Raw genomic sequence first — 20992 nt, 5'->3', positions numbered from 1 at the left:
GGAGAGACCAAGTGCATCACTATCAACCTACCTTTAAAAATATCCGATTAGGGGCGTTTCCAATTGAATAAAAAAGAAAAGTTAATCCATCTCCATCATTGCCGCGGAGCAGGATGGAAAACAATCCAAGCAATCATGTCCAAAGACCCATCATTGTCTTCCCTGTTCACGACGAATTATGTTGAATGGGCAAAAATGCTCCCAATCCCTTCAAATAAGCTTAACCTCTTTCTCAAAGATTTACATTCACTCCATTCCATTGAAAAACTTAAAAAATATGAAGATAGCCAAATCCATTGTTTGACGATCTTCGATGATGAATATCCTTTTTTGCTAAAACAAATATTCGATCCTCCGTGGGTTCTTTATTTAAAAGGTGATAAGAAGCTTTTAACAAGGAAGAATACCTTGGGTGTAGTTGGAACACGCAAGCCAACCTCGTATGGGATGGAGGCCTTAAAAACGATTATATTACCGCTTGTAAAGAAAAAGTTCGTGATCATAAGCGGAGTGGCGGCTGGAATCGATGCAGAGTCACATAAGATCACATTAAGGGAAGGCGGAGATACGATAGGGGTTTTAGGCGGGGGGCTTAAGCAAATATATCCGAAATCCAATTTTACCCTTGCTGAAGAAATCATGAATAAAGGCCTGCTTATATCTGAGACTCCACCGGAAGTGAAGGCGGAACCATGGATGTTTCCACTTAGGAATCGAATCATCAGTGGATTATCAAAGGGCGTATTCGTGGTGGAGGCAAAAGAAAGAAGCGGTTCCCTTATTACGGCACAAGCTGCTTTGGAACACGGCAGGGAAGTATTTGCGCTTCCTGGTAATGTTACGAGCCCTGAATCACTGGGTACCAATCAATTGATTTATGATGGTGCCAAACTTGTTTTTAGCTCCAGGCAGATCGAAGAAGAGTTTTGAACAATATAATATAGAAGATAGACGGAGAATCAAACGGGGAATTTGAAAAAGTCAGTGCTTTTTTTGAAGGGTGGGTTGAATTATTAGACAAAAAGGTTGAAAATATTGTAAAACTGTTATAAGTTTTGCAAATGGCACCTCTTGTCAAAAAAACTATAAATAAATGAATCAGCATGCTTTGAAAAGTAAAGAGGTGTTGACAAATGATTTTTGAATGATTAATAATAGTGAAGATTTATATTACCTCTTTGAGGAGGATTTATTGGATGTCAGAATACTTAGTGATTGTGGAATCGCCCGCAAAGGCGAAAACAATAGAACGTTACTTGGGAAAAAAATATAAAGTAAAGGCTTCCATGGGGCATGTACGCGATTTGCCTAAAAGTCAAATGGGTGTCGATGTTGAACATGAATATGAACCTAAATATATAACTATCCGCGGCAAAGGCCCGGTTTTAAAAGAATTGAAAACCGCTGCAAAAAAAGCGAAAAAAATCTATCTCGCGGCTGACCCCGACAGGGAAGGGGAAGCAATTGCCTGGCATTTGGCTCACAGTCTTGATGTTGACGTTAACTCAGATTGCCGCGTGGTATTCAACGAGATCACGAAAGAGGCTATCAAGGAATCATTTAAATCGCCTAGGCCAATAAATATGAAATTGGTTGATGCTCAGCAGGCAAGAAGGGTCTTGGACCGTCTGGTCGGATACAATATAAGCCCGTTATTGTGGAAAAAGGTGAAAAAAGGCTTAAGCGCGGGACGGGTCCAATCGGTTGCTGTACGGATGATCATTGACCGGGAGAAGGAGATCAAAGATTTTATTCCGGAAGAGTATTGGACAATCAAGGCTGATTTTGTAAAAGGGAAAGAACAGTTTGAAGGTTCTTTCTTCAGCCTTGGCGGCGAGAAGAAGGATTTAAATACTGAAGAGGACGTCAAAAAAGTGCTCGCTTCTTTAAATGGCGGCGAATTTACGATAGGAGCTGTGGCTAAAAAGGAAAGAAGGCGCAATCCAGCAGCACCTTTTACAACTTCTTCCCTGCAACAGGAAGCGGCACGTAAATTGAATTTCCGTGCGAAGAAAACCATGATGCTTGCTCAGCAGCTTTATGAAGGAATCGAGCTTGGCAAGGAAGGTACAGTCGGGTTAATCACTTATATGAGAACTGATTCGACCCGTATTTCAGATAGTGCCAAAGAGGAAGTCCATACGTTCATTCAAAATAATTATGGTAAAGAATATGTTCAGGTCGAGCAGCGCAAGGAGAAAAAACAAACTAATGCCCAGGATGCGCATGAAGCGGTCAGGCCAACAAGCACATTACGTGAACCGGGTGTAGTCAAGGAGTTCTTATCCAGAGATCAATTCCGTCTTTATAAATTGATTTGGGAACGATTCGTTTCCAGTCAAATGTCTTCGGCGGTCATGGATACGATGAGCATCGACCTGCATAACGGGGATGTCATCTTCAGGGCAAATGGTTCAAAAATTAAATTTCCGGGTTTCATGAAGGTATATGTTGAAGGATCCGATGACTCGGTGGAAGAAAAGGAAAATGCACTTCCGGATGTGAAAAAAGGTGATCAATTCTTTTCAAAAGATATCGAGCCGAAGCAGCATTTTACACAGCCTCCGCCCCGATATACTGAAGCCCGTCTGGTCAAAACCCTAGAGGAGCTGGGAATAGGCCGTCCGTCTACATATGCGCCTACCTTGGATACGATCCAAAAACGGGGCTATGTTACCTTGGATAATAAACGGTTCATCCCGACAGAGCTTGGTGAGATCGTTCTCGAATTGATACGCGAATTCTTCCCGGATATTCTCGATGCAGAGTTCACTGCCAAGATGGAACAAGAATTCGACAGCGTTGAGGAAGGCAATATTGAATGGATTAAGGTCATCGATGAATTTTATAAAGAATTTGCCATTCATTTGGCTAAAGCCGAAGTCGAGATGGAGAAAATTGAAATCAAAGATGAACCTGCAGGTGAAGATTGCGTGGAGTGCGGACATGGGATGGTCTTTAAGATGGGACGTTATGGAAAGTTCATGGCATGCAGTAATTTCCCGGATTGCCGTAACACCAAACCAATCGTCAAGGAAATCGGGGTCAAATGCCCAAAATGTAAAGAAGGGAATATCATTGAAAGGAAAAGTAAAAAACGCCGCATATTTTACGGGTGTGATACCTACCCTGGATGTGACTTCATATCTTGGGATAAGCCTCTGCCGCGGAGTTGTCCAAAATGTGAAGGGACACTTGTTGAGAAAAAACTCAAAAAAGGAGTCCAGGTCCAGTGCATGGATTGTGACTTTAAAGAAATGCCCCAAGCATAGAAAAGGCCGTGAAATCGTTTACTTTCCTTGTGAACTATCGAAAAACCCTAAATATAAATGGACTCGGCATCTGCCGGGTTTCTTTATGTTCAGTGAAGTATGATATCATGGTGATATGTGGATTTACTTCCAAGAAGAAAATGGATAAAGGTTGAAACTTTTTTATTTAGGCCATGTGATGTAAAATTCAGTGGACAAGTACATTCTTTTAAAGATATAATTCCTATTTGCGTCCGTTACCCTTTTAGTAAATAAGGATGGCATATCTTTAAAATAATCGTTAGCAGGAATGAGTATTTCGGGTATAAATACATAGATATCGTTAAAAATGAAACTTCTGGAAAGCAGTTTTAATGATAAATGATCCTGTCTTATCATATCTATACATGGAGGTTCGAAAAATGAAAGAAACAAAAGTAAGTGTAATCGGTGCTGGGCTTGCTGGAAGTGAAGCGGCGTGGCAGTTAGCTAAAAGAGGAATTAAAGTCGATCTATACGAAATGCGCCCTGTAAAACAAACGCCAGCCCATCATACCGATAAATTCGCTGAACTTGTTTGTTCCAATTCACTTCGGGCAAATACGTTAACAAATGCAGTTGGTGTATTAAAAGAAGAAATGCGTATACTGGATTCGGTCATCATGTCCGCAGCGGATGCTTGTGCTGTTCCTGCTGGCGGTGCATTAGCTGTTGATCGTCATGAATTTGCCGGTCTTGTTACGGAAAGGGTCAAAAATCATCCAAATGTGACGGTCATTAATGAAGAAGTGACGGAAATTCCGGAAGGTCCTACAGTCATTGCAACCGGTCCGCTTACAAGTCAGTCACTATCTGATAGCTTAAAGCAAATCATGGATGAAGAATACTTGTACTTCTATGATGCTGCCGCACCAATTCTTGAAAAAGACAGCATCAATATGGATAAAGTATATTTGAAATCCCGTTATGATAAAGGGGAAGCAGCTTATTTGAACTGTCCGATGACGGAAGAAGAGTTTGACCGCTTTTATGATGCATTGATTGCTGCTGAAACAGTCCCGCTTAAAGAATTCGAAAAAGAAATCTTTTTTGAAGGCTGCATGCCGATTGAAGTGATGGCATCACGTGGGAAGAAAACGATGTTATTTGGTCCATTGAAGCCTGTTGGCCTAGAAGATCCAAAAACGGGAAAACGTCCTTTTGCAGTGGTTCAATTGCGTCAGGATGATGCGGCAGGAACACTTTACAATATTGTTGGTTTTCAGACACATTTGAAATGGGGGCCGCAAAAAGAAGTATTGCAGCTCATACCTGGCTTGGAAAATGCGGAAATTGTACGTTATGGGGTCATGCATCGAAACACTTTCATAAACTCACCTAATGTTTTGAAGCCAACGTACCAATTCAAGAATCGGGATGATTTATTCTTTGCCGGTCAGATGACTGGCGTTGAAGGGTATGTTGAATCGGCTGCATCGGGACTTGTCGCAGGTATCAATGCTGCAAGGATCGTCGAAGGTCTGGAGCCTATCATTTTCCCTGCGGAGACGACGATGGGCAGCATGGCAAGGTACATAACGTCGACGAATGGTAAGAGCTTCCAGCCGATGAATGCCAACTTTGGATTGCTTCCAGACCTTGAAGTGAGAATCAAATCCAAAAAAGAGCGGAACGAAACACATGCTAAACGCGCTTTGGACACAATTCAGAACTTTGTGAAAAATTTGTAAAATATTTGCCTGCTGTTTTAAAGTATGATACTATTTATTAGCCTTTGCGAGGTGTTTCCATGATTAATCAAAACAAGGCATTATCATCCTTCATCGAATATTTACAAATTGAAAAAAACAGTTCACATTACACCATTGAAAATTACAAACGTGATATACACGAATTTTTTCTGTTCCTTAACGAACAGGGCATTGGGGATATCACGTCCGTTGAATATCTTGATGTCCGGTTATATCTAACGAATTTATATGAGAAGAAACTTTCTAAGCGCACTGTAGCAAGGAAAACTTCTTGCTTGCGGAGCCTTTATAAATTTTTACTGCGTGAAGGTGATGTGAAGGATAATCCTTTTTCCCTTGCTTCTTTACCTAAAAAGGATCAAAGACTGCCACGTTTTCTTTATGAGAAGGAAATGAATCAGTTGTTTTCCACTTTAAAGAAAGATTCACCGATAGGAATAAGGAACAATGCCTTACTGGAATTATTGTATGCTACAGGCATTCGCGTAAGTGAATGTTGTGACATTAAACTGCAGGATATCGATCTTTCCTTAGGTACGGTACTGATCCATGGAAAAGGAAAAAAGGATCGCTACGTTCCGGTTGGTAGATATGCACAGGAAGCGATAGATCTATACATACGTACAGCCAGGATGGAATTGACTTCGTCTGACGCCAAGGCGCATGTTTATTTATTTGTTAATTTTCGTGGAGACCCTTTGACACCTAGGGGAGTTCGCTATATATTGAATGAATTGATTAAAAAGTCAGCCGCAGATGGAAGTCTTCATCCCCATATGCTAAGGCATTCGTTTGCTACACACCTATTGAATAATGGGGCGGACATTCGCACGGTTCAGGAATTGCTTGGTCATTCTAAAATTTCATCAACGCAAGTGTATACGCATGTTACAAAAGACCAATTGAAAAAAGTCTACAATGCATCACATCCGCGGCCTTAAATGTTGAAAGGGGACACTTTATGACAACGATATTTGCAGTGCATCATAAAGGTGAATGTGCCATGTCCGGTGATGGGCAGGTTACTTTAGGAAATTCAGTAGTGATGAAGCATACCGCGAGGAAAGTGAGAAAAATCTTTAATGGTAATGTTCTTGCAGGTTTTGCTGGTTCCGTTGCAGATGCTTTCACTTTATTTGAGATGTTTGAAGCTAAACTTGAAGAGTATAATGGCAATCTTCAGCGTGCTGCCGTTGAAATGGCAAAACAATGGAGAAGTGACAATGTATTGAGAAAGCTTGAAGCCATGCTTATCGTGATGGATAAGAACCATTTGCTGCTCGTTTCTGGCACCGGGGAAGTAATTGAACCGGATGACGGGATTCTCGCCATAGGATCGGGAGGGAATTATGCATTGGCTGCCGGCAGGGCATTAATGCGATTTTCCAGCGACCACTTATCGGCAAGGGAGATCGCTCAATCATCTTTACAAATTGCAGCGGAAATTTGTGTATTTACAAATACGAATATAATCGTGGAAGAGTTGTAAGGAGGAGCGCAAATGTCAAAAAAAGCTAATTTAACACCGAGGCAAATCGTTGAAAAACTGGATCAGTATATCGTTGGGCAGCGTGAGGCAAAACGGGCAGTGGCAGTGGCTCTTCGGAATCGCTACCGACGTTCCCTTCTCTCGGATCAACTTCGTGACGAAGTCGTTCCGAAGAATATATTAATGATTGGACCGACAGGTGTTGGGAAAACAGAAATAGCTCGGAGAATGGCTAAATTGGTAGGTGCTCCTTTTGTAAAGGTTGAAGCAACGAAATTTACGGAAGTCGGGTATGTCGGCCGGGATGTAGAGTCCATGGTCCGTGATTTAGTGGAGACTTCCGTCCGCCTCGTGAAGGAAGAAAAGATGGCGAGCGTAAAGGAACGGGCAGAAGAAAATGCAAATCGCCGTTTAATAGAGCTATTAGTGCCATCGACTAAAAAACAGAGTAATTTCAAGAATCCTCTTGAAGTCTTTTTTGGAGGCAATAACAATCAAGTCGAACAGGACCCGGAAGAAAATTCCGAAGATTTAAGTTTGCAGGAAAAAAGAAAAATCGTCGCTGAAAAGCTGGCTAATGGTGAGCTGGAAAGTGAAATGATAACGGTCGAAGTGGAAGAACAGACTGCTTCTATGTTTGATATGCTCCAAGGTTCGGGAATGGAACAAATGGGGATGAACATGCAGGACGCTTTAGGAAGCTTGATGCCGAAAAAAAGCAAGAAGCGCAAATTGAAAGTAAGTGAAGCAAGAACCGTTTTAACAAATGAAGAAGCGGCAAAATTGATTGATATGGATGAAGTAACTTCAGATGCAGTATACGGGGCTGAGCAAAATGGGATTATCTTCATAGATGAAATAGATAAAATTGCCAGTAAGCAATCAGGAAGTTCATCAGCGGATGTATCAAGAGAGGGTGTCCAAAGGGATATCCTGCCAATTGTTGAAGGTTCAACAGTAGTGACTAAATATGGTTCAGTTAAAACGGATCATGTCCTATTCATTGCTGCAGGGGCCTTTCATATGGCTAAGCCATCCGACCTAATCCCGGAATTACAAGGTAGATTCCCAATTCGTGTAGAATTGAACAAACTGACTGTAGACGACTTTGTACGGATTCTGCATGAACCCGATAATGCCTTGTTAAAACAATATGTTGCTTTATTGGAAACTGAAGGTATAGAAATTGAATTTTCTGACGATGCTGTTCGTAAGATAGCAGAAGTGGCCTTCGAAGTAAATCAAAACACAGACAATATTGGTGCAAGAAGACTTCATACCATTTTGGAACGGTTGCTTGAAGACTTATCTTTTGAAGCTCCGGAAATAACGATGGAGAAGATTACAATTACGCCCCAATATGTCGAAGGTAAGCTTGGTTCTATCGCCCGGAACAAAGATTTAAGCCAGTTTATCCTTTAATTAGAAACAATTTTGGCAATGATTTGCCTAGCAATGAACATAAAATTACGGAAATACAACTTCATAGTTATTGTGAACCATGGTATTTTTAGGAGGAACAAATCAAATGAACTTATTAGCAAAAACAAGAAAAATCAATGCAATGCTCCAAAAGGCAGCAGGTAAAGCAGTTAACTTCAAGGAAATGGCTGAGAGTTTAAGTGAAGTTATCGAAGCAAATGTATTCGTCGTCAGCCGCCGCGGGAAATTACTTGGCATCGCAGTAAGTCAGCAAATTGAAAACGAACGCATGTACAAAATGTTGGAAGATAAACAATTCCCTGAAGAGTACACAAAAAACCTGTTCAATATTCCTGAAACCTCTTCGAATCTTGATATCGAAAGCGAATATACTGCTTTCCCAGTCGAAAACAAGGAACTTTTCTCAACTGGATTAACAACGATCGTACCGATTATGGGTGGGGGAGAACGTTTAGGAACATTGGTTCTTGCCCGTTTACAAGAAAAATTTCACGATGATGATTTAATTTTGGCTGAATATGGTGCGACTGTAGTCGGTATGGAAATCCTTCGTGAAAAATCAGAAGAGATAGAAGAGGAAGCTCGTAGTAAAGCTGTCGTTCAAATGGCGATTTCCTCGTTATCTTACAGTGAATTGGAAGCGATAGAGCACATCTTTGAGGAACTTAAAGGTAATGAAGGTCTGCTTGTAGCATCGAAAATTGCGGACCGTGTCGGCATCACCCGTTCCGTTATCGTAAATGCCCTAAGGAAACTGGAAAGTGCAGGGGTCATCGAATCACGCTCTCTTGGAATGAAAGGTACTTATATCAAGGTATTGAACGATAAATTCCTTCTTGAATTAGAGAAGCTTAAAAATAATTAACATATAGAAAGGTAGTCCTTGAAAAAAGGGCTGCCTTTTTTTTGATATTTGAATGTGTTCTATCCGGGACAAACAGGCAAATGCGGTGAAGGGCAGGGGAGAAATGGAAAATGTGCATATGGACGTGTTTTCTATTATAGGTAAATATATCCTGTGGAGGGAAATTATATTATTATACTGTCGAAAAGGTGTAAATGAACGAGAGAAAAACTTTTTGATTCTTAAAAGACTATTTATAACGGTTTTATTCATCAGGGAAATTTGTCGAATGTTCAACACTTTGAAAAAAACGGTTTTTTTTCAAAAAAGAAAAAATGCAGTAATTTTGTTGGTTTCTTTTAAATCCTTTATTTTAAAGGGTGGAATCAACCAAAATAAAATAATTATTTGAAAGTAAATGTGAAAATTAGTTCTAAAGTATCAGGTATATAGGTAGGTTTTCCGATATGATATAAAAGTTAATTGAAGTAAAATTTGGTTAATATGTAGAATATCATATTAAATTGTAAGTTTACGTAATATTAACCCTATAATGATACTAAGAAAAAAGACAAATTCGAGCAATTTGTGACAAATTTCGATGATAATAGGTCTAAAGTCTATGTATTGTTTATGGACATAGTTATTATGTTTCTTTAAAATTAAAACGTAAATGCGCTGGGTCAATTTATTGGTAAAGTGATTATCTGGTAATTATAGAAAGAGGTGACCGATATGGAATTATTTTCGAATACTTTTCAATCACTAGAAAATGCCCTTGATTATTCTAATGCAAAACAAAAAGTCATTTCACAGAACATAGCCAATGCGGACACGCCTAATTATAAAGCAAAAGATGTCGACAAAACAAAGTCCTTTAAGGCGGAGCTGGAATCTTCCCTCGAGTCATATCGTACCGATGAAAGACATTTTACCTTCAAATCTGAGGGGAGTCATGCTTCTCACATCGTGGCGCAGAAAAATGTCCGATATAACAACAATGGAAATAGCGTGGACATTGATAAGGAAATGACGGATCTTGCTGCCAATCAAATTTATTATAATGCAGTAACCGACAGGCTTTCGGGTAAATTTCAATCATTGCAGAATGTAATTAGAGGAGGTAAGTGATGGGGATCTTCCAAAGTATAAACATGACCGGATCTAGCCTGACGAGTCAAAGGGTTAGGATGGATGTAATTTCTGCTAATATGGCTAATGCCGATTCGACCAGGGCGGAATATGACGCTGAATCGAAAACATGGAAGCCATACACAAGAAAATCTGTTGTGTTGCAAAGTAAGGAAAACGTTTTTTCGAGTTTCTTAAACGCAGCATCCGGAAAAACGAGCGAAGTAGGGAATGGAGTGAAGGTGACTGGAATAGTAGAAGATAAAACACCTTTTGAACTGGATTATAATCCGGACCATCCTGATGCCAATGAAGATGGTTATGTTGAAATGCCAAATGTCGACCCGCTTAGGGAAATGGTTGATTTAATGAGTGTCACACGTTCATACGAAGCGAATGTGACTGTTCTAAATGCATCAAAGGGAATGATGATGAAAGCTTTGGAAATCGGAAAATAAATTTTTGTAAGGAGATGTTGTTATGGAGGGGATTTCTCTTTCGGCAGTGACCAATGCAAATCATGTACTGAAAAAAGATCAAAGCAACACTAATACACCATACGAAGCACAGAGGGATTTTACGTCGGTATTAAAAGAATCAATGAATAAAGTCAACGAAACACAGGTGGCATCCGATGACCTTACAACCAAATTGGTTAATGGAGAGGATGTTGAGCTTCATTCGGTGATGATAGCTTCACAGAAAGCCAGTGTTACCATGCAGGCTACATTAGAGGTTCGGAATAAGGTTGTGGAAGCCTACCAGGAAATGATGAGAATGAGTATATAGCATTCATTTTTTAACCTCATATTATAGAGAAAAATGACCAGGGGGAAAACAAATCCCCCAATCATAAATTCATAGACTGACCGGGGGATTTAAATGAATGAAGTACTAGTGAATTTTAAAAACAAAATAACTGCTTACTGGACGAGCCGCAGTAAAAACCAAAAAATCATGATGGTTGGTTCAGCGGCATTAATTATCATAATCATTACCGCGGTTTCAATTTTAACCACGCGTACGACGCTGGTGCCTTTATACTCCAACTTAACTCCATCGGAAACGGGGAGCATTAAAGAAAATCTAGACAGTCAAGGGATTATGAATGAAGTTTCTGAAAATGGAACCACCATAAAAGTTCCTGAAGAAAGACTGGATTCACTTAAAGTGGAACTGGCAGCAGAAGGAATTCCGGAATCAGGCAGCATCGACTATTCCTTTTTTAGTCAGAGTGCCGGTATCGGCATGACTGAAAATGAATTCAATGTCATTAAATTGGACTCAATGCAAACGGAATTGGCCAGTTTAATAAAAAAGATTGATGGAGTGGAAGATGCCAGTGTAATGATCACTCTTCCTGATGAAGGGGTTTTTGTCAGTGATTCAGCTGGGGAAGCGTCAGCATCCATTGTATTGAATACGAAACCCGGTTATAAATTTGAGGAAAGTCAAATCAATTCCCTTTACCATCTTGTCTCAAAAAGTGTTCCGAATCTCCCTACAGATAATATCGTCATTATGAACCAAGAGTTTGAGTACTTCGATCTTGAAAAACAAAACTCTTCTTTTGCGTCCGCATTTGCTACTCAAAACGAAATAAAAAAAGAGATAGAACGCGATATTCAAAGACAGGTACAAAATATGCTGGGAACGATAATGGGAAGAGATAAAGTCGTAGTATCAGTAACGACAGACATTGATTTCACCCAAGAAAATCGGGAAGAGAATTTAGTTGAACCGGTCGATGAAGAAAATATGGCTGGGATTGAGATTTCTGCGCAAAGAATAAATGAATCATATAGCGGGGACGCAGCAGGTGCAGGAGGCGTTCCGCAAAGTGAAGATTCCTCAGATTCACTGGGAACCCGATATGCTGAAGGCACAAATGGTTCCGGTGATTATGAAAAAGTGGATGAAACGATAAATAGTGAAGTGAACCGAATCAAGAAAGAAATAGTCGAAAGCCCATATAAAGTTAAAGATTTAGGTATTCAAGTCATGGTCGAACCGCCTTCAGCTGACGATCCGAATTCTTTATCTCAACAGAGTGTGGATGATATTACACAAATCCTGGGTACGATAATACGCACGACAATCGAGAAAAAAGCTGAAGGGGAAGAACTGACGGACGAGGAGCTTAATAATAAAATTGCGATTTCCGTTCAGCCGTTTAACGGAAAAATGAAGGTGCAAAAGGACGAAACGAACCCTTCTTTACCAATATGGGCGTACATCGTCGGCGGAGTGCTAATACTTGCCATTATCATTCTATTAATCTTATTTCTCCGGTCCCGAAAACAAGCTGAAATGGAAGAGGAGTACGTGGTTGAAGAGGAAGAGGAAGAGGTCGTACTTGAAGTTCCGGATTTGAACAAAGAGAAGGAAACGGAAGCATCCTTAAAAAGAAAACAATTGGAGAAACTTGCAAAAGAAAAGCCGGATGAATTTGCAAAATTATTAAGAAGCTGGATAGCGGAAGACTAGGAGGCTTTGAAAGTGACAGAAAGAAAAAAAAAGGCCGGATTGACTGGCAAACAGAAAGCTGCCATCCTCCTTATTTCCTTAGGCCCGGATGTTTCTGCATCCGTATATAAGCATCTTACTGAAGAGGAAATTGAGAGATTGACCCTTGAAATCTCTGGAGTGAGGAAAGTGGAATCCCATGATAAAGAAGAAATCCTGGAAGAATTCCATAATATTGCTTTGGCACAGGATTACATCTCGCAGGGCGGGATAGGATATGCGAAACAGGTTTTAGAAAAGGCATTAGGCACTGATCAGGCAACCGCCATCATTAACCGTTTAACATCATCCTTACAGGTTCGTCCATTCGACTTTGCACGAAAGGCAGATCCTGGACAGATCTTGAATTTCATCCAGAACGAGCATCCGCAGACCATTGCATTGATCCTGTCTTATCTTGATCCCACACAGGCTGGACAAATATTGTCTGAACTTCCGCAAGAGGTGCAGGCAGATATTGCAAGAAGGATTGCATTAATGGATAGCACTTCACCGGAAATCATCAATGAAGTGGAGCAAATACTCGAAAGGAAACTTTCTGCGACCGTAACCCAGGATTATACACAGACTGGTGGAGTTGAAGCTGTTGTGGATGTGTTGAATGGTGTTGACCGCTCAACGGAAAGAACGATTTTGGATGCACTTGAAATTCAAGACCCGGAGCTTGCTGAGGAAATCAAGAAACGAATGTTTGTTTTTGAAGATATCGTGACCCTTGATGGCAGGGCGATTCAGCGAGTAGTCAGGGAATCTGATAACGAAGACCTTAAACTTTCTCTTAAAGTGGCTAGTGATGAAGTGAAGGAAATCGTCTTCCGAAACATGTCAAAACGCATGGTTGAAACGTTCCAGGAAGAAATGGAATTTTTGGGACCGGTACGTTTGCGTGATGTGGAAGAAGCACAATCAAGAATTGTTGCCGTCATTCGAAAGTTGGAGGAAACTGGTGATATTGTGATAGCCCGCGGCGGAGGGGATGATATCATTGTCTAGGATTATCAAATCCCAGCAGGCTAATCAGGAGAAAAGCAAAAAGATTGCAATAAAATTGCGCCCTTTCGACCTTCTTCAAAATGATGTTGCAGATGAGCGGAAAAACCTTCATTATCTTCAATCTGATGAATTTCTCAATGATGCTAAACAGGAAGCGGAAACGTTATTGCTCGAAGCTAAACAAAAAGCCCAAGCGATTGCTGCCGAAATCCAGCAAGAACGAGAACAATGGGAGAATCAAGAGAAAGCAATGTTTATCGAACAAGCTCAAAAAGAAGGGTATCGGCAGGGAGTAGAAGATGGTATTCAAAAGGGGTATAACGAGATTGCAGCGGAAATAGCCTTCGCTAATGAAGTGGTAGAGTCTTCAAAAAAGGATTATCGGCACCACATTGAATCATCTGAAACGGTTATTTTGAATCTTGCCCTGAAAGTGGCAGAGAAAATTATCGGGCAACAGCTTGAAAAAGATGAAGTGTCTTTTTTATCGATAGTTAAAAGAGCCATCAAAGAGGTGAGAGATAGCAGTGAAGTGCAACTGCACATCCATCCGATCCAATATCAATCGATTCTTTCTCATAAAGATGAATTGATAGCAATCTTTCCGAAAGATACCGAGTTGTATATCTTTCCGGATGATGAGCTTGAAGAAAGCAGCTGTATCATTGAATCCGAAAACGGAAGGATGGATGCCAGTGTCGACAGTCAGCTGCAGGAAATAAAAGTGAAACTAACTGAATTGCTGGAAGGGGAGTAGAGATGAAAACTAGAGACCTATTGGCCTTAATTGATGAGGTTGATCCTTTCAAACATTACGGACGGGTCAAACGTGTCGTGGGGTTAATGATAGAATCTCAAGGCCCTGAAAGCTCTGTAGGCGATGTTTGTTATATCTATACAGGTATACAAAGAAAGAAAAATCGAATCTTGGCTGAAGTTGTCGGCTTCCGTGATGAAATGGTTATTTTAATGCCGTTTACAGCAGTTAGTGATATTGCACCGGGTTGTATCGTGGAAGGGAGCGGAAGGAGTCTTGAGATAAAGGTGGGAAGTGGGCTAATTGGCAAAGTAGTCGACCCATTGGGAAATCCTATTGATGACTCCATGCTTCCAAAAGGTCTCGCGACAATTTCCGTGGATCAAGATCCGCCGAATCCGATGAAACGACCTCCCATTAATGAGCCGATAGATGTAGGAGTTCGAGTGATTGATAGTTTATTAACAGTTGGAAAAGGACAACGTGTTGGTATCTTTGCAGGGAGCGGTGTCGGGAAAAGCACGTTGCTTGGAATGGTGGCAAGGAATACGGATGCGGACTTAAATGTAATCGGTCTTATTGGAGAACGGGGCCGTGAAGTTCGGGAATTCATTGAGAAAGATCTTGGACCAGAAGGGCTTGCACGATCAATCGTTGTAGTGGCGACATCTGACCAGCCTGCGTTGATGAGGATAAAAGGTGCTTTGACGGCAACTGCCATCGCGGAATATTTTCGTGATAAGGGATTGAATGTGATGCTGATGATGGATTCGGTCACGAGGGTTGCGATGGCCCAGAGGGAAATTGGGCTTGCCATCGGGGAACCGCCGACGACCAAGGGGTATACGCCATCCGTTTTTGCCATCCTTCCAAGGTTACTTGAAAGAACGGGAACAAATCAGCTGGGTACCATTACAGCTTTTTATACAGTTCTCGTCGACGGTGATGATATGAATGAACCGATTGCTGATGCTGTCAGGGGAATTTTGGACGGTCACTTCATACTGGACCGTAACTTGGCCAATAAAGGACAGTTCCCAGCGCTCAATGTATTAAAGAGCATTAGTCGTGTCATGAACAATATTGTTGGGGAAAAGCATAAAAACGCTGCGGAAAAATTGCGGGCAAGTTTATCAACCTATATGGAGTCGGAAGATTTGATAAATATAGGAGCTTATAAGAAGGGTTCTTCCAAACAGATTGATCATTCAATTATACGCTATCCGGACATCATTTCATTTTTAAAGCAAGGAACCAATGAACATGCTTCTAAAGATAATAGTATCAACGCCCTTGTCGAATTGATGGAGAAAGAGGATTAATGATGATTTATCAATATAAGTTCGAGAAGATCCTGTCCATCAAAGAAAAAGAAAAAACCGATGCACTGGCTAAATATAATGCTGCTTTAAAAAAATTTGAAGAAGTGGCAGAAAAATTATATAAGCTTTTAAAGAAAAAAGAAGAGTTGCTTGAGTTTCAACAGGAGAAGCTGCGAAATGGATTATCCGTTCAGGATATTCGTCATCATCAGTTATTTATGGACAATTTGGAAAAACTCTTAAGCCTCTGTCAACAGGAAGTCATTGAAGCGCGATACAAGATGAATACTCAACGGGATATATTGATGGAAAGAAATATCGAGGTTAAAAAGTACAATAAAATGAAAGAAAATGATTATTTTGAATTTCTCGATGTCATGAAGGAAGCTGAGAACAAAGAAATGGATGAAATATCTATCCGGCAATACTTAAGCAAAGGCGTAAGGTGATGGAATGCGTAAAAAAAGTGAATCTAATGAATTGAAAGAAAGCAAGATAAGCAAGTTTCAATGGTTTCTTGTCATCTTCATTCCATTAATCTTTGCGGTAACTGTTGCATTGATCGTTTTTACAGTTGCAGGGGTGGATGTAGTGAAAAAGGCAAAGGAAATGTCGGCGAAAATACCCTTCATTGAATCGGATCAAAAGGATGAAGAGAATGGTAAATCAGCGAATAATGATGAGAAAGTTTCCATGAAGCTCGAAAAATTGGAAACCGAGATTGATAATAAGGAAAAAGAGATAGAGAAGCTTGAGGGCATCATTGATACACGTGATAAGGCCATTGCGAAGGCAGAAGCGGAAAAACAGCAGCTTCAAACAGAAATGAATCAACTTAAGGATAGTCAGAATAATAGTAAACAAGCGTTCAAAGATATAATCCGTACTTATGAAACGATGGCTCCCAAGAGAGCTGCACCTATCATTACAGAAATGAATGATGAAGATGCAGTGGAAATTCTTTCAAGTATGAAAGCAGCCACATTAGCTAAGGTTTTGGAGCAAATGACAACAGCGGATGCTGCAAGATTAACGAAGAAACTAACGGAACAAAGTTCTTAAGTAGAAAGAGTGAGGAGGTGAATATATGAATTCAGCCATTAATTCTATACTTCCTTTGGCATCATTGAATCTAAAGGTACCGATTAAGGCAAATCAGCAAACTAATTCAGGGTTTGGTTCCGTCCTTCAATCAGCCATGGGTGCAGACCCCCCCATTCCATCGGATATGGCAGTCATCACTGAAGGACGAATTTCTGTAATAAAGGATTTGCTTGTTTTTTTGAAACTTGAAAGGTTGAGTGATACAGGGGAAGAGAATGCTGCCGTAGCCCCTACAGTAAACCAACAAGGTAACAGCCATATTTTACAAGTCCTATCAAATGAATCTGGAAATGATGAGGATGCCCTTGCGGATTTCTTAGCGAGCATCGAGGAACTGGATTTAGAACAAGAAGTGGATGACTTCAGTCTGAATTCACAAAGTTTGTTATCAGCCAATGTCATGGACCTGTCTACAATCCTGAAAAAGGTTACTGCATTGAGCGAAGAAGAATGGCAAGACCTCCCCTTATCTGGTGTGGTGAATCTTTTGAAAATGGTGAAAATTCAATCTCTTCTCTCGGAGAATAAGGATATGACACAAGATGAAGCAGCCATCCAGAAGCAAATGAACCGCCTGCTTGAAGGGATAACGGGAAAGCTGGAGAAATGGGTGTCCAATCAGTCTAAATCAGAAATTGAACGATCATTTAACACGTTGGAGAAAGGGCAAACTAATTCCATAGAGACATTGAAAAGCGCATTCTCGCAATCATCCAGGAGTGACAAAGTAAATAAGGATGGGGCAGTGGGCAGCGATTTGACTTTGCAAAGTACGGATAGCGGTAAACATCAAGGGCCTGGTATGCCTTTTTTCATGACAAAGCTGGAACAATTCGTCTTGACAGCTCCAAAAGGTGGGCAAACCATCAGTCAAGAAGAGTTTGTTAAGCAATTTGAAAATATTTTAAGTAAGGCTAACTTTAGCGGAACTAACGGTGTAAATAAACTGTTGATCAGATTGAATCCTGAACATTTAGGGTCCCTAAGAATTGAGTTGATTCAAAAGGATGGTATGCTGTCAGCCAAGATTCTGGCTACTACTTCCCAGGCCAAAGATATGCTGGAGAATCAGATTCACGGTTTAAAACAAGCCTTTAGCGGACAAAACATTCAAATTGAAAGAATTGAAATATCGCAGGCCTTCAATGCTTTTAACTCTGAGAAATTCAGCCAGAAAGATGCGGAAGAACATAATGAACAACAGGAGAGTAAGGAAGAAAACAATGATGAGACGGAAAGCGAGTTTATGGGATCCCTTGCCGATGCTCTGTTAAATCTGGAAGTGTAGGTGAAAAAATGACGACCATCGATACATCGCTATTATTACCAAAATCTCAAACTGAAAACAGAAAAGCCGGGGATGCATTGGGAAAAGATGATTTCTTGAAATTGTTGCTTACCCAGCTTCAAAACCAAGATCCTTCAAGTCCGATGGATAATACGGAATTCATCGCCCAAATGGCCACTTTTTCTTCTCTGGAACAGATGATGAATATGGGAGCCCAATTGGAAGAAATAATTGGGGTCAATCAACAGAATAGTTTAATGAACTATAACTCTTTTGTAGGAAAGGAAGTAACTTGGCACAAGTTGGATGAAGGCGATGAAGACCTTGCGATAGAAGAAGGGAAAGGCATCGTTAAATCCATTCAATATAAGGGGGATGGTGTTTATTTTCTGTTAGAAGATGGCACAAAGCTTGAACCCGCAAATATTTCGGCAATGAAACAAACAAGTTCCACGGCGAATAACCTGACGGAGGCAAGTGAATTAATAGGCAAGCGCGTTTCCTGGATGGACGAAAAAAGTGGAGAGTCTTCCGCTGTCGTAATCTCGGTATCCATGAGTAATGGCAAGCTGCAAATTGAAATGGATGATGAAAACAAAACCAAGTTATCATCAGAGCAATTGATAAAAATCGCTGAAGCTTAAGGAGCAAAGCAGATTCCGCTCAGGTGATGTCACAAACCCAATTACAGTTTAGGCAAAGGCAGATGATCCCACAAAGGCTTTCGATAGCATTTTCAAGCTGCTGTCTCCACAAATGAAAATTAGACCATTAGTAAACATGCTCAATTACGGAAGAGTCAAAGGAGTATAGATAAAGCCCTGCAAACTTGGGACAAAATAGCCCATAAAGCCAATGAGGCCAAAAAGGTGTGGGTAACCGAAGCTCTTTTCATTATTACAGCTAATGCGGCACTCATAGTAAGCACGGAAAGCAACAAGGCCATCACGGTCATGGACAGGGATGAAGCAACATCACAAATTTTCACGAAATCAATGGAACCATAATTATAGATAAATAGGCTGGACCTGGAAAAGGAAGCCTGGACTGCGGAATGACGGAGCAGTCGTTATATGAAAGGGGAGGTTTATATGCTTCGTTCAATGTATTCGGGAATAAGCGGATTAAAAAACTTACAAACAAAATTGGATGTTATCGGTAATAACGTTGCCAATGTCAATACATATGGTTTCAAAAAAAGCCGTGTGACTTTCAGTGATGCGATGAACCAAACGGTATCTGGTGCAAGTGCAGCAACAGCCAATAAAGGCGGAACCAATTCCAAACAAATTGGATTGGGCTCCACGATTGCTACAATCGATACGATCCATACACAGTCAAGCCTGCAAACCACCGGCCGCGATCTTGATTTAGGGATATCCGGTGATGGCTATTTTGTCGTCAAGCAAGGTGATTCTCTTTCATATACACGCGCAGGTAACTTTTATCTGGATGATAACGGTACGCTTGTAAACGCGAATGGTTTGAAAGTACAGGCATACAAGATTGATGAAAACGGGAAAAGATCAAAAACGATTGGCGACGTTGCTGTTAACGTCAATGCGATTTTACCTGCCATTACCACTACTAAAATATCAGTAAGTGGAAATCTAGCTTCTGACGCAATTGATGGTACCGTATTTAGCCAGCAAATGAAAGTTGTGGATGAAAAGGGAAGAGAACAAACGGCAACTATCTATTTCCAAAAAAACGGTAATGATAAATGGGAGCTTTTTGATGAAGAACCTGCTGCTTTGGGGAATACCTCAGCCACTAAACCAAAGCCGTTCACTTCAGTGAGTTTCGATGCTAATGGTCAGATCGTGGCAGCAGATAAAACCCAGGCAGGTCAAACCATAAACATTTCTAGCGGCAATGAGGATGACTCGGATACAGCAGTTGATGAAAGCGTTCAAAAAGTTAATTTGGATTTTGATTTCTCGAACCTCACTCAAGTTAAAGGTTCCACTACTGCTCTTGTCAATCCGGACGGTAATAAAGAAGGTAAACTGGAAAGTTTTAATATTGGTGCATCAGGGGAAATAAATGGCGTTTATTCCAATGGACTTATCACAACCTTAGGCCAACTGGCCGTTGCCAAGTTTTCCAATGCATCAGGCTTGACGAAAACGGGTGGAAATACTTTTCAGGAATCAATCAATTCAGGTACTGCAAACATCAATATCGCAGGTGAGGGGCGCGGTGTGATTGCATCAGGTTCATTGGAAATGTCCAATGTGGATTTATCAGAAGAATTTACTGAAATGATCGTTGCTCAACGTGGTTTCCAGTCGAATTCCAGGATCATTACGACGTCGGATGAAATTTTACAGGAATTAGTTAACTTAAAACGATAGGTTAAGGGAGGGAGGAGCCAGGTCTCTTGCTCTGGCTCCTAAATATCATTATCAAAGTCAGAAGGCTCAATGGAAAATGCTTTCATATAAATGCATTGTACATAGACACAGTCGAGTCATTGCCAGATACGACGATTACATTTACAAATGGTAAGAAAATCGTTGTGCTAGAGAAGGAAGAGGAACTGGTTGAAGCTATCATACAATTTTATCGTACCGTTAATGTTCTCGGTTTTCGTAAGGATGTGGAGGAAAGTTCATGAAAAAAAAACTATTGACTATTATGTTGATTTTACTCGTGGCTATAACGCTTGTTGGTGTCATAGCGGTCGTGGTTGTGACAAAGTTATCTGATCCCACATCTGCCGAAGATAAACCTAGCATTGACGAAATTGTGCAATCATCAGTGGAGGTTCCTGAAATTACTACGAATCTTGCCGGCAATGATTATATTAAAATATCATTTATGGTCCAAACGGAAAATAAAAAAGCAAAAGAAGAGTTGGAAAAAAGAAATTTTCAAGTGAAAAATATCATCATTACCGAACTATCCGAAATGAAAGCGGAAGAGTTAACCGGTAAAAAAGGTAAGGAAAAGCTTCAGGAAGCTTTAAAGACTAGAATGAATGAATTAATGGAAGAAGGAAAAGTTGAAAAGGTTTATATAACTTCCTCGATTCTGCAATAAGAACATCCTTGCTTCATTAAATAAGAAGGGGAAGCTTTGGAGGTGAGT

The 20992-nt window shown here is 40.5% G+C and carries 22 protein-coding genes; all 22 read left to right on the top strand.

Going from position 1 to position 20992, the window contains the following annotated elements; translation table 11 throughout:
• Nucleotides 1-63: 63 nt before the first annotated feature.
• The 22 genes from dprA to fliL all read left to right on the top strand — a co-directional run bounded on the left by dprA (nt 64) and on the right by fliL (nt 20944).
• Nucleotides 64-930, top strand: coding sequence for a DNA-processing protein DprA (gene dprA, locus J7I90_RS04170; protein WP_251025094.1), 867 nt, complete (start codon nt 64-66; stop codon nt 928-930).
• A gap of 266 nt (nt 931-1196) precedes the next feature.
• Nucleotides 1197-3272 carry a type I DNA topoisomerase gene (gene topA, locus J7I90_RS04165; protein ID WP_214768536.1) on the top strand — a complete coding sequence of 692 codons (2076 nt, stop codon included), beginning with the start codon at nt 1197-1199 and terminating at the stop codon, nt 3270-3272.
• Nucleotides 3273-3673: 401 nt separating this feature from the next.
• Nucleotides 3674-4981, top strand: a complete 1308-nt coding sequence (gene trmFO / locus J7I90_RS04160; protein WP_048684880.1) for an FADH(2)-oxidizing methylenetetrahydrofolate--tRNA-(uracil(54)-C(5))-methyltransferase TrmFO — start codon at nt 3674-3676, stop codon at nt 4979-4981.
• Between the two features lie 59 nt (nt 4982-5040).
• The gene (gene xerC, locus J7I90_RS04155; protein ID WP_214768535.1) at nt 5041-5943 is read left to right on the top strand and encodes a tyrosine recombinase XerC; all 903 of its coding nucleotides are present in this window, start codon (nt 5041-5043) and stop codon (nt 5941-5943) included.
• A gap of 20 nt (nt 5944-5963) precedes the next feature.
• Nucleotides 5964-6491, top strand: a complete 528-nt coding sequence (gene hslV, locus J7I90_RS04150; protein ID WP_214768534.1) for an HslVU peptidase proteolytic subunit — start codon at nt 5964-5966, stop codon at nt 6489-6491.
• 12 nt (nt 6492-6503) lie between these two features.
• The gene (gene hslU / locus J7I90_RS04145) at nt 6504-7913 is read left to right on the top strand and encodes an ATP-dependent protease ATPase subunit HslU (protein ID WP_214768533.1); all 1410 of its coding nucleotides are present in this window, start codon (nt 6504-6506) and stop codon (nt 7911-7913) included.
• Between the two features lie 106 nt (nt 7914-8019).
• The gene (gene codY, locus J7I90_RS04140) at nt 8020-8799 is read left to right on the top strand and encodes a GTP-sensing pleiotropic transcriptional regulator CodY (protein ID WP_034313657.1); all 780 of its coding nucleotides are present in this window, start codon (nt 8020-8022) and stop codon (nt 8797-8799) included.
• A gap of 714 nt (nt 8800-9513) precedes the next feature.
• Nucleotides 9514-9909 carry a flagellar basal body rod protein FlgB gene (gene flgB, locus J7I90_RS04135; protein WP_214768532.1) on the top strand — a complete coding sequence of 132 codons (396 nt, stop codon included), beginning with the start codon at nt 9514-9516 and terminating at the stop codon, nt 9907-9909.
• Complete coding sequence (gene flgC, locus J7I90_RS04130; protein ID WP_214768531.1) at nt 9909-10367, top strand: flagellar basal body rod protein FlgC; 459 nt, start codon at nt 9909-9911, stop codon at nt 10365-10367. The genes flgB and flgC overlap by 1 nt, the downstream gene beginning before the upstream one ends.
• Before the next feature lie 22 nt (nt 10368-10389).
• Nucleotides 10390-10698 carry a flagellar hook-basal body complex protein FliE gene (fliE, locus tag J7I90_RS04125; protein WP_214768530.1) on the top strand — a complete coding sequence of 103 codons (309 nt, stop codon included), beginning with the start codon at nt 10390-10392 and terminating at the stop codon, nt 10696-10698.
• Between the two features lie 93 nt (nt 10699-10791).
• A complete protein-coding gene (gene fliF, locus J7I90_RS04120) occupies nt 10792-12396 on the top strand; it encodes a flagellar basal-body MS-ring/collar protein FliF (protein WP_214768529.1) in 1605 nt (534 codons plus the stop codon).
• Nucleotides 12397-12408: 12 nt separating this feature from the next.
• Nucleotides 12409-13428 carry a flagellar motor switch protein FliG gene (gene fliG / locus J7I90_RS04115; protein WP_214768528.1) on the top strand — a complete coding sequence of 340 codons (1020 nt, stop codon included), beginning with the start codon at nt 12409-12411 and terminating at the stop codon, nt 13426-13428.
• Nucleotides 13421-14185, top strand: a complete 765-nt coding sequence (gene fliH, locus J7I90_RS04110) for a flagellar assembly protein FliH (protein ID WP_214768527.1) — start codon at nt 13421-13423, stop codon at nt 14183-14185. Before fliG ends, fliH begins: the two co-directional genes overlap by 8 nt.
• Nucleotides 14186-14187: 2 nt before the next feature.
• On the top strand, nt 14188-15507 hold the full coding sequence (gene fliI / locus J7I90_RS04105) for a flagellar protein export ATPase FliI (protein ID WP_214768526.1): 1320 nt from the start codon (nt 14188-14190) through the stop codon (nt 15505-15507).
• A 2-nt stretch (nt 15508-15509) separates the two neighbouring features.
• A complete protein-coding gene (gene fliJ / locus J7I90_RS04100) occupies nt 15510-15956 on the top strand; it encodes a flagellar export protein FliJ (RefSeq protein WP_214768525.1) in 447 nt (148 codons plus the stop codon).
• Between the two features lie 4 nt (nt 15957-15960).
• Nucleotides 15961-16569 (top strand): MotE family protein, encoded by a 609-nt coding sequence (locus tag J7I90_RS04095; protein ID WP_214768524.1) that lies wholly within the window; start codon nt 15961-15963, stop codon nt 16567-16569.
• A gap of 25 nt (nt 16570-16594) precedes the next feature.
• On the top strand, nt 16595-17899 hold the full coding sequence (locus J7I90_RS04090; RefSeq protein WP_214768523.1) for a flagellar hook-length control protein FliK: 1305 nt from the start codon (nt 16595-16597) through the stop codon (nt 17897-17899).
• A gap of 8 nt (nt 17900-17907) precedes the next feature.
• Nucleotides 17908-18543: a flagellar hook assembly protein FlgD gene (gene flgD / locus J7I90_RS04085; RefSeq protein WP_214768522.1), complete on the top strand. Its 636-nt coding sequence runs from the start codon at nt 17908-17910 to the stop codon at nt 18541-18543.
• A 225-nt stretch (nt 18544-18768) separates the two neighbouring features.
• On the top strand, nt 18769-18906 hold the full coding sequence (locus tag J7I90_RS04080) for a hypothetical protein (RefSeq protein WP_214768521.1): 138 nt from the start codon (nt 18769-18771) through the stop codon (nt 18904-18906).
• An 84-nt stretch (nt 18907-18990) separates the two neighbouring features.
• Nucleotides 18991-20256 carry a flagellar hook protein FlgE gene (locus J7I90_RS04075; protein WP_214768520.1) on the top strand — a complete coding sequence of 422 codons (1266 nt, stop codon included), beginning with the start codon at nt 18991-18993 and terminating at the stop codon, nt 20254-20256.
• A 26-nt stretch (nt 20257-20282) separates the two neighbouring features.
• Entirely contained in the window at nt 20283-20519 is a 237-nt protein-coding gene (locus J7I90_RS04070) for a flagellar FlbD family protein (protein ID WP_207200431.1), read from the top strand.
• Nucleotides 20516-20944, top strand: a complete 429-nt coding sequence (fliL, locus tag J7I90_RS04065) for a flagellar basal body-associated protein FliL (protein WP_214768519.1) — start codon at nt 20516-20518, stop codon at nt 20942-20944. Before J7I90_RS04070 ends, fliL begins: the two co-directional genes overlap by 4 nt.
• The last annotated feature ends 48 nt before the right edge of the window (nt 20945-20992 follow it).

It is taken from the genome of Bacillus sp. ISL-57 (assembly GCF_018613135.1).
Taxonomy (GTDB): Bacteria; Bacillota; Bacilli; order Bacillales; family DSM-1321; genus Peribacillus; species Peribacillus frigoritolerans.
The sequence above is the reverse complement of the archived record's forward strand: the minus strand, read 5'-3'. Positions and strand labels throughout refer to the sequence as shown.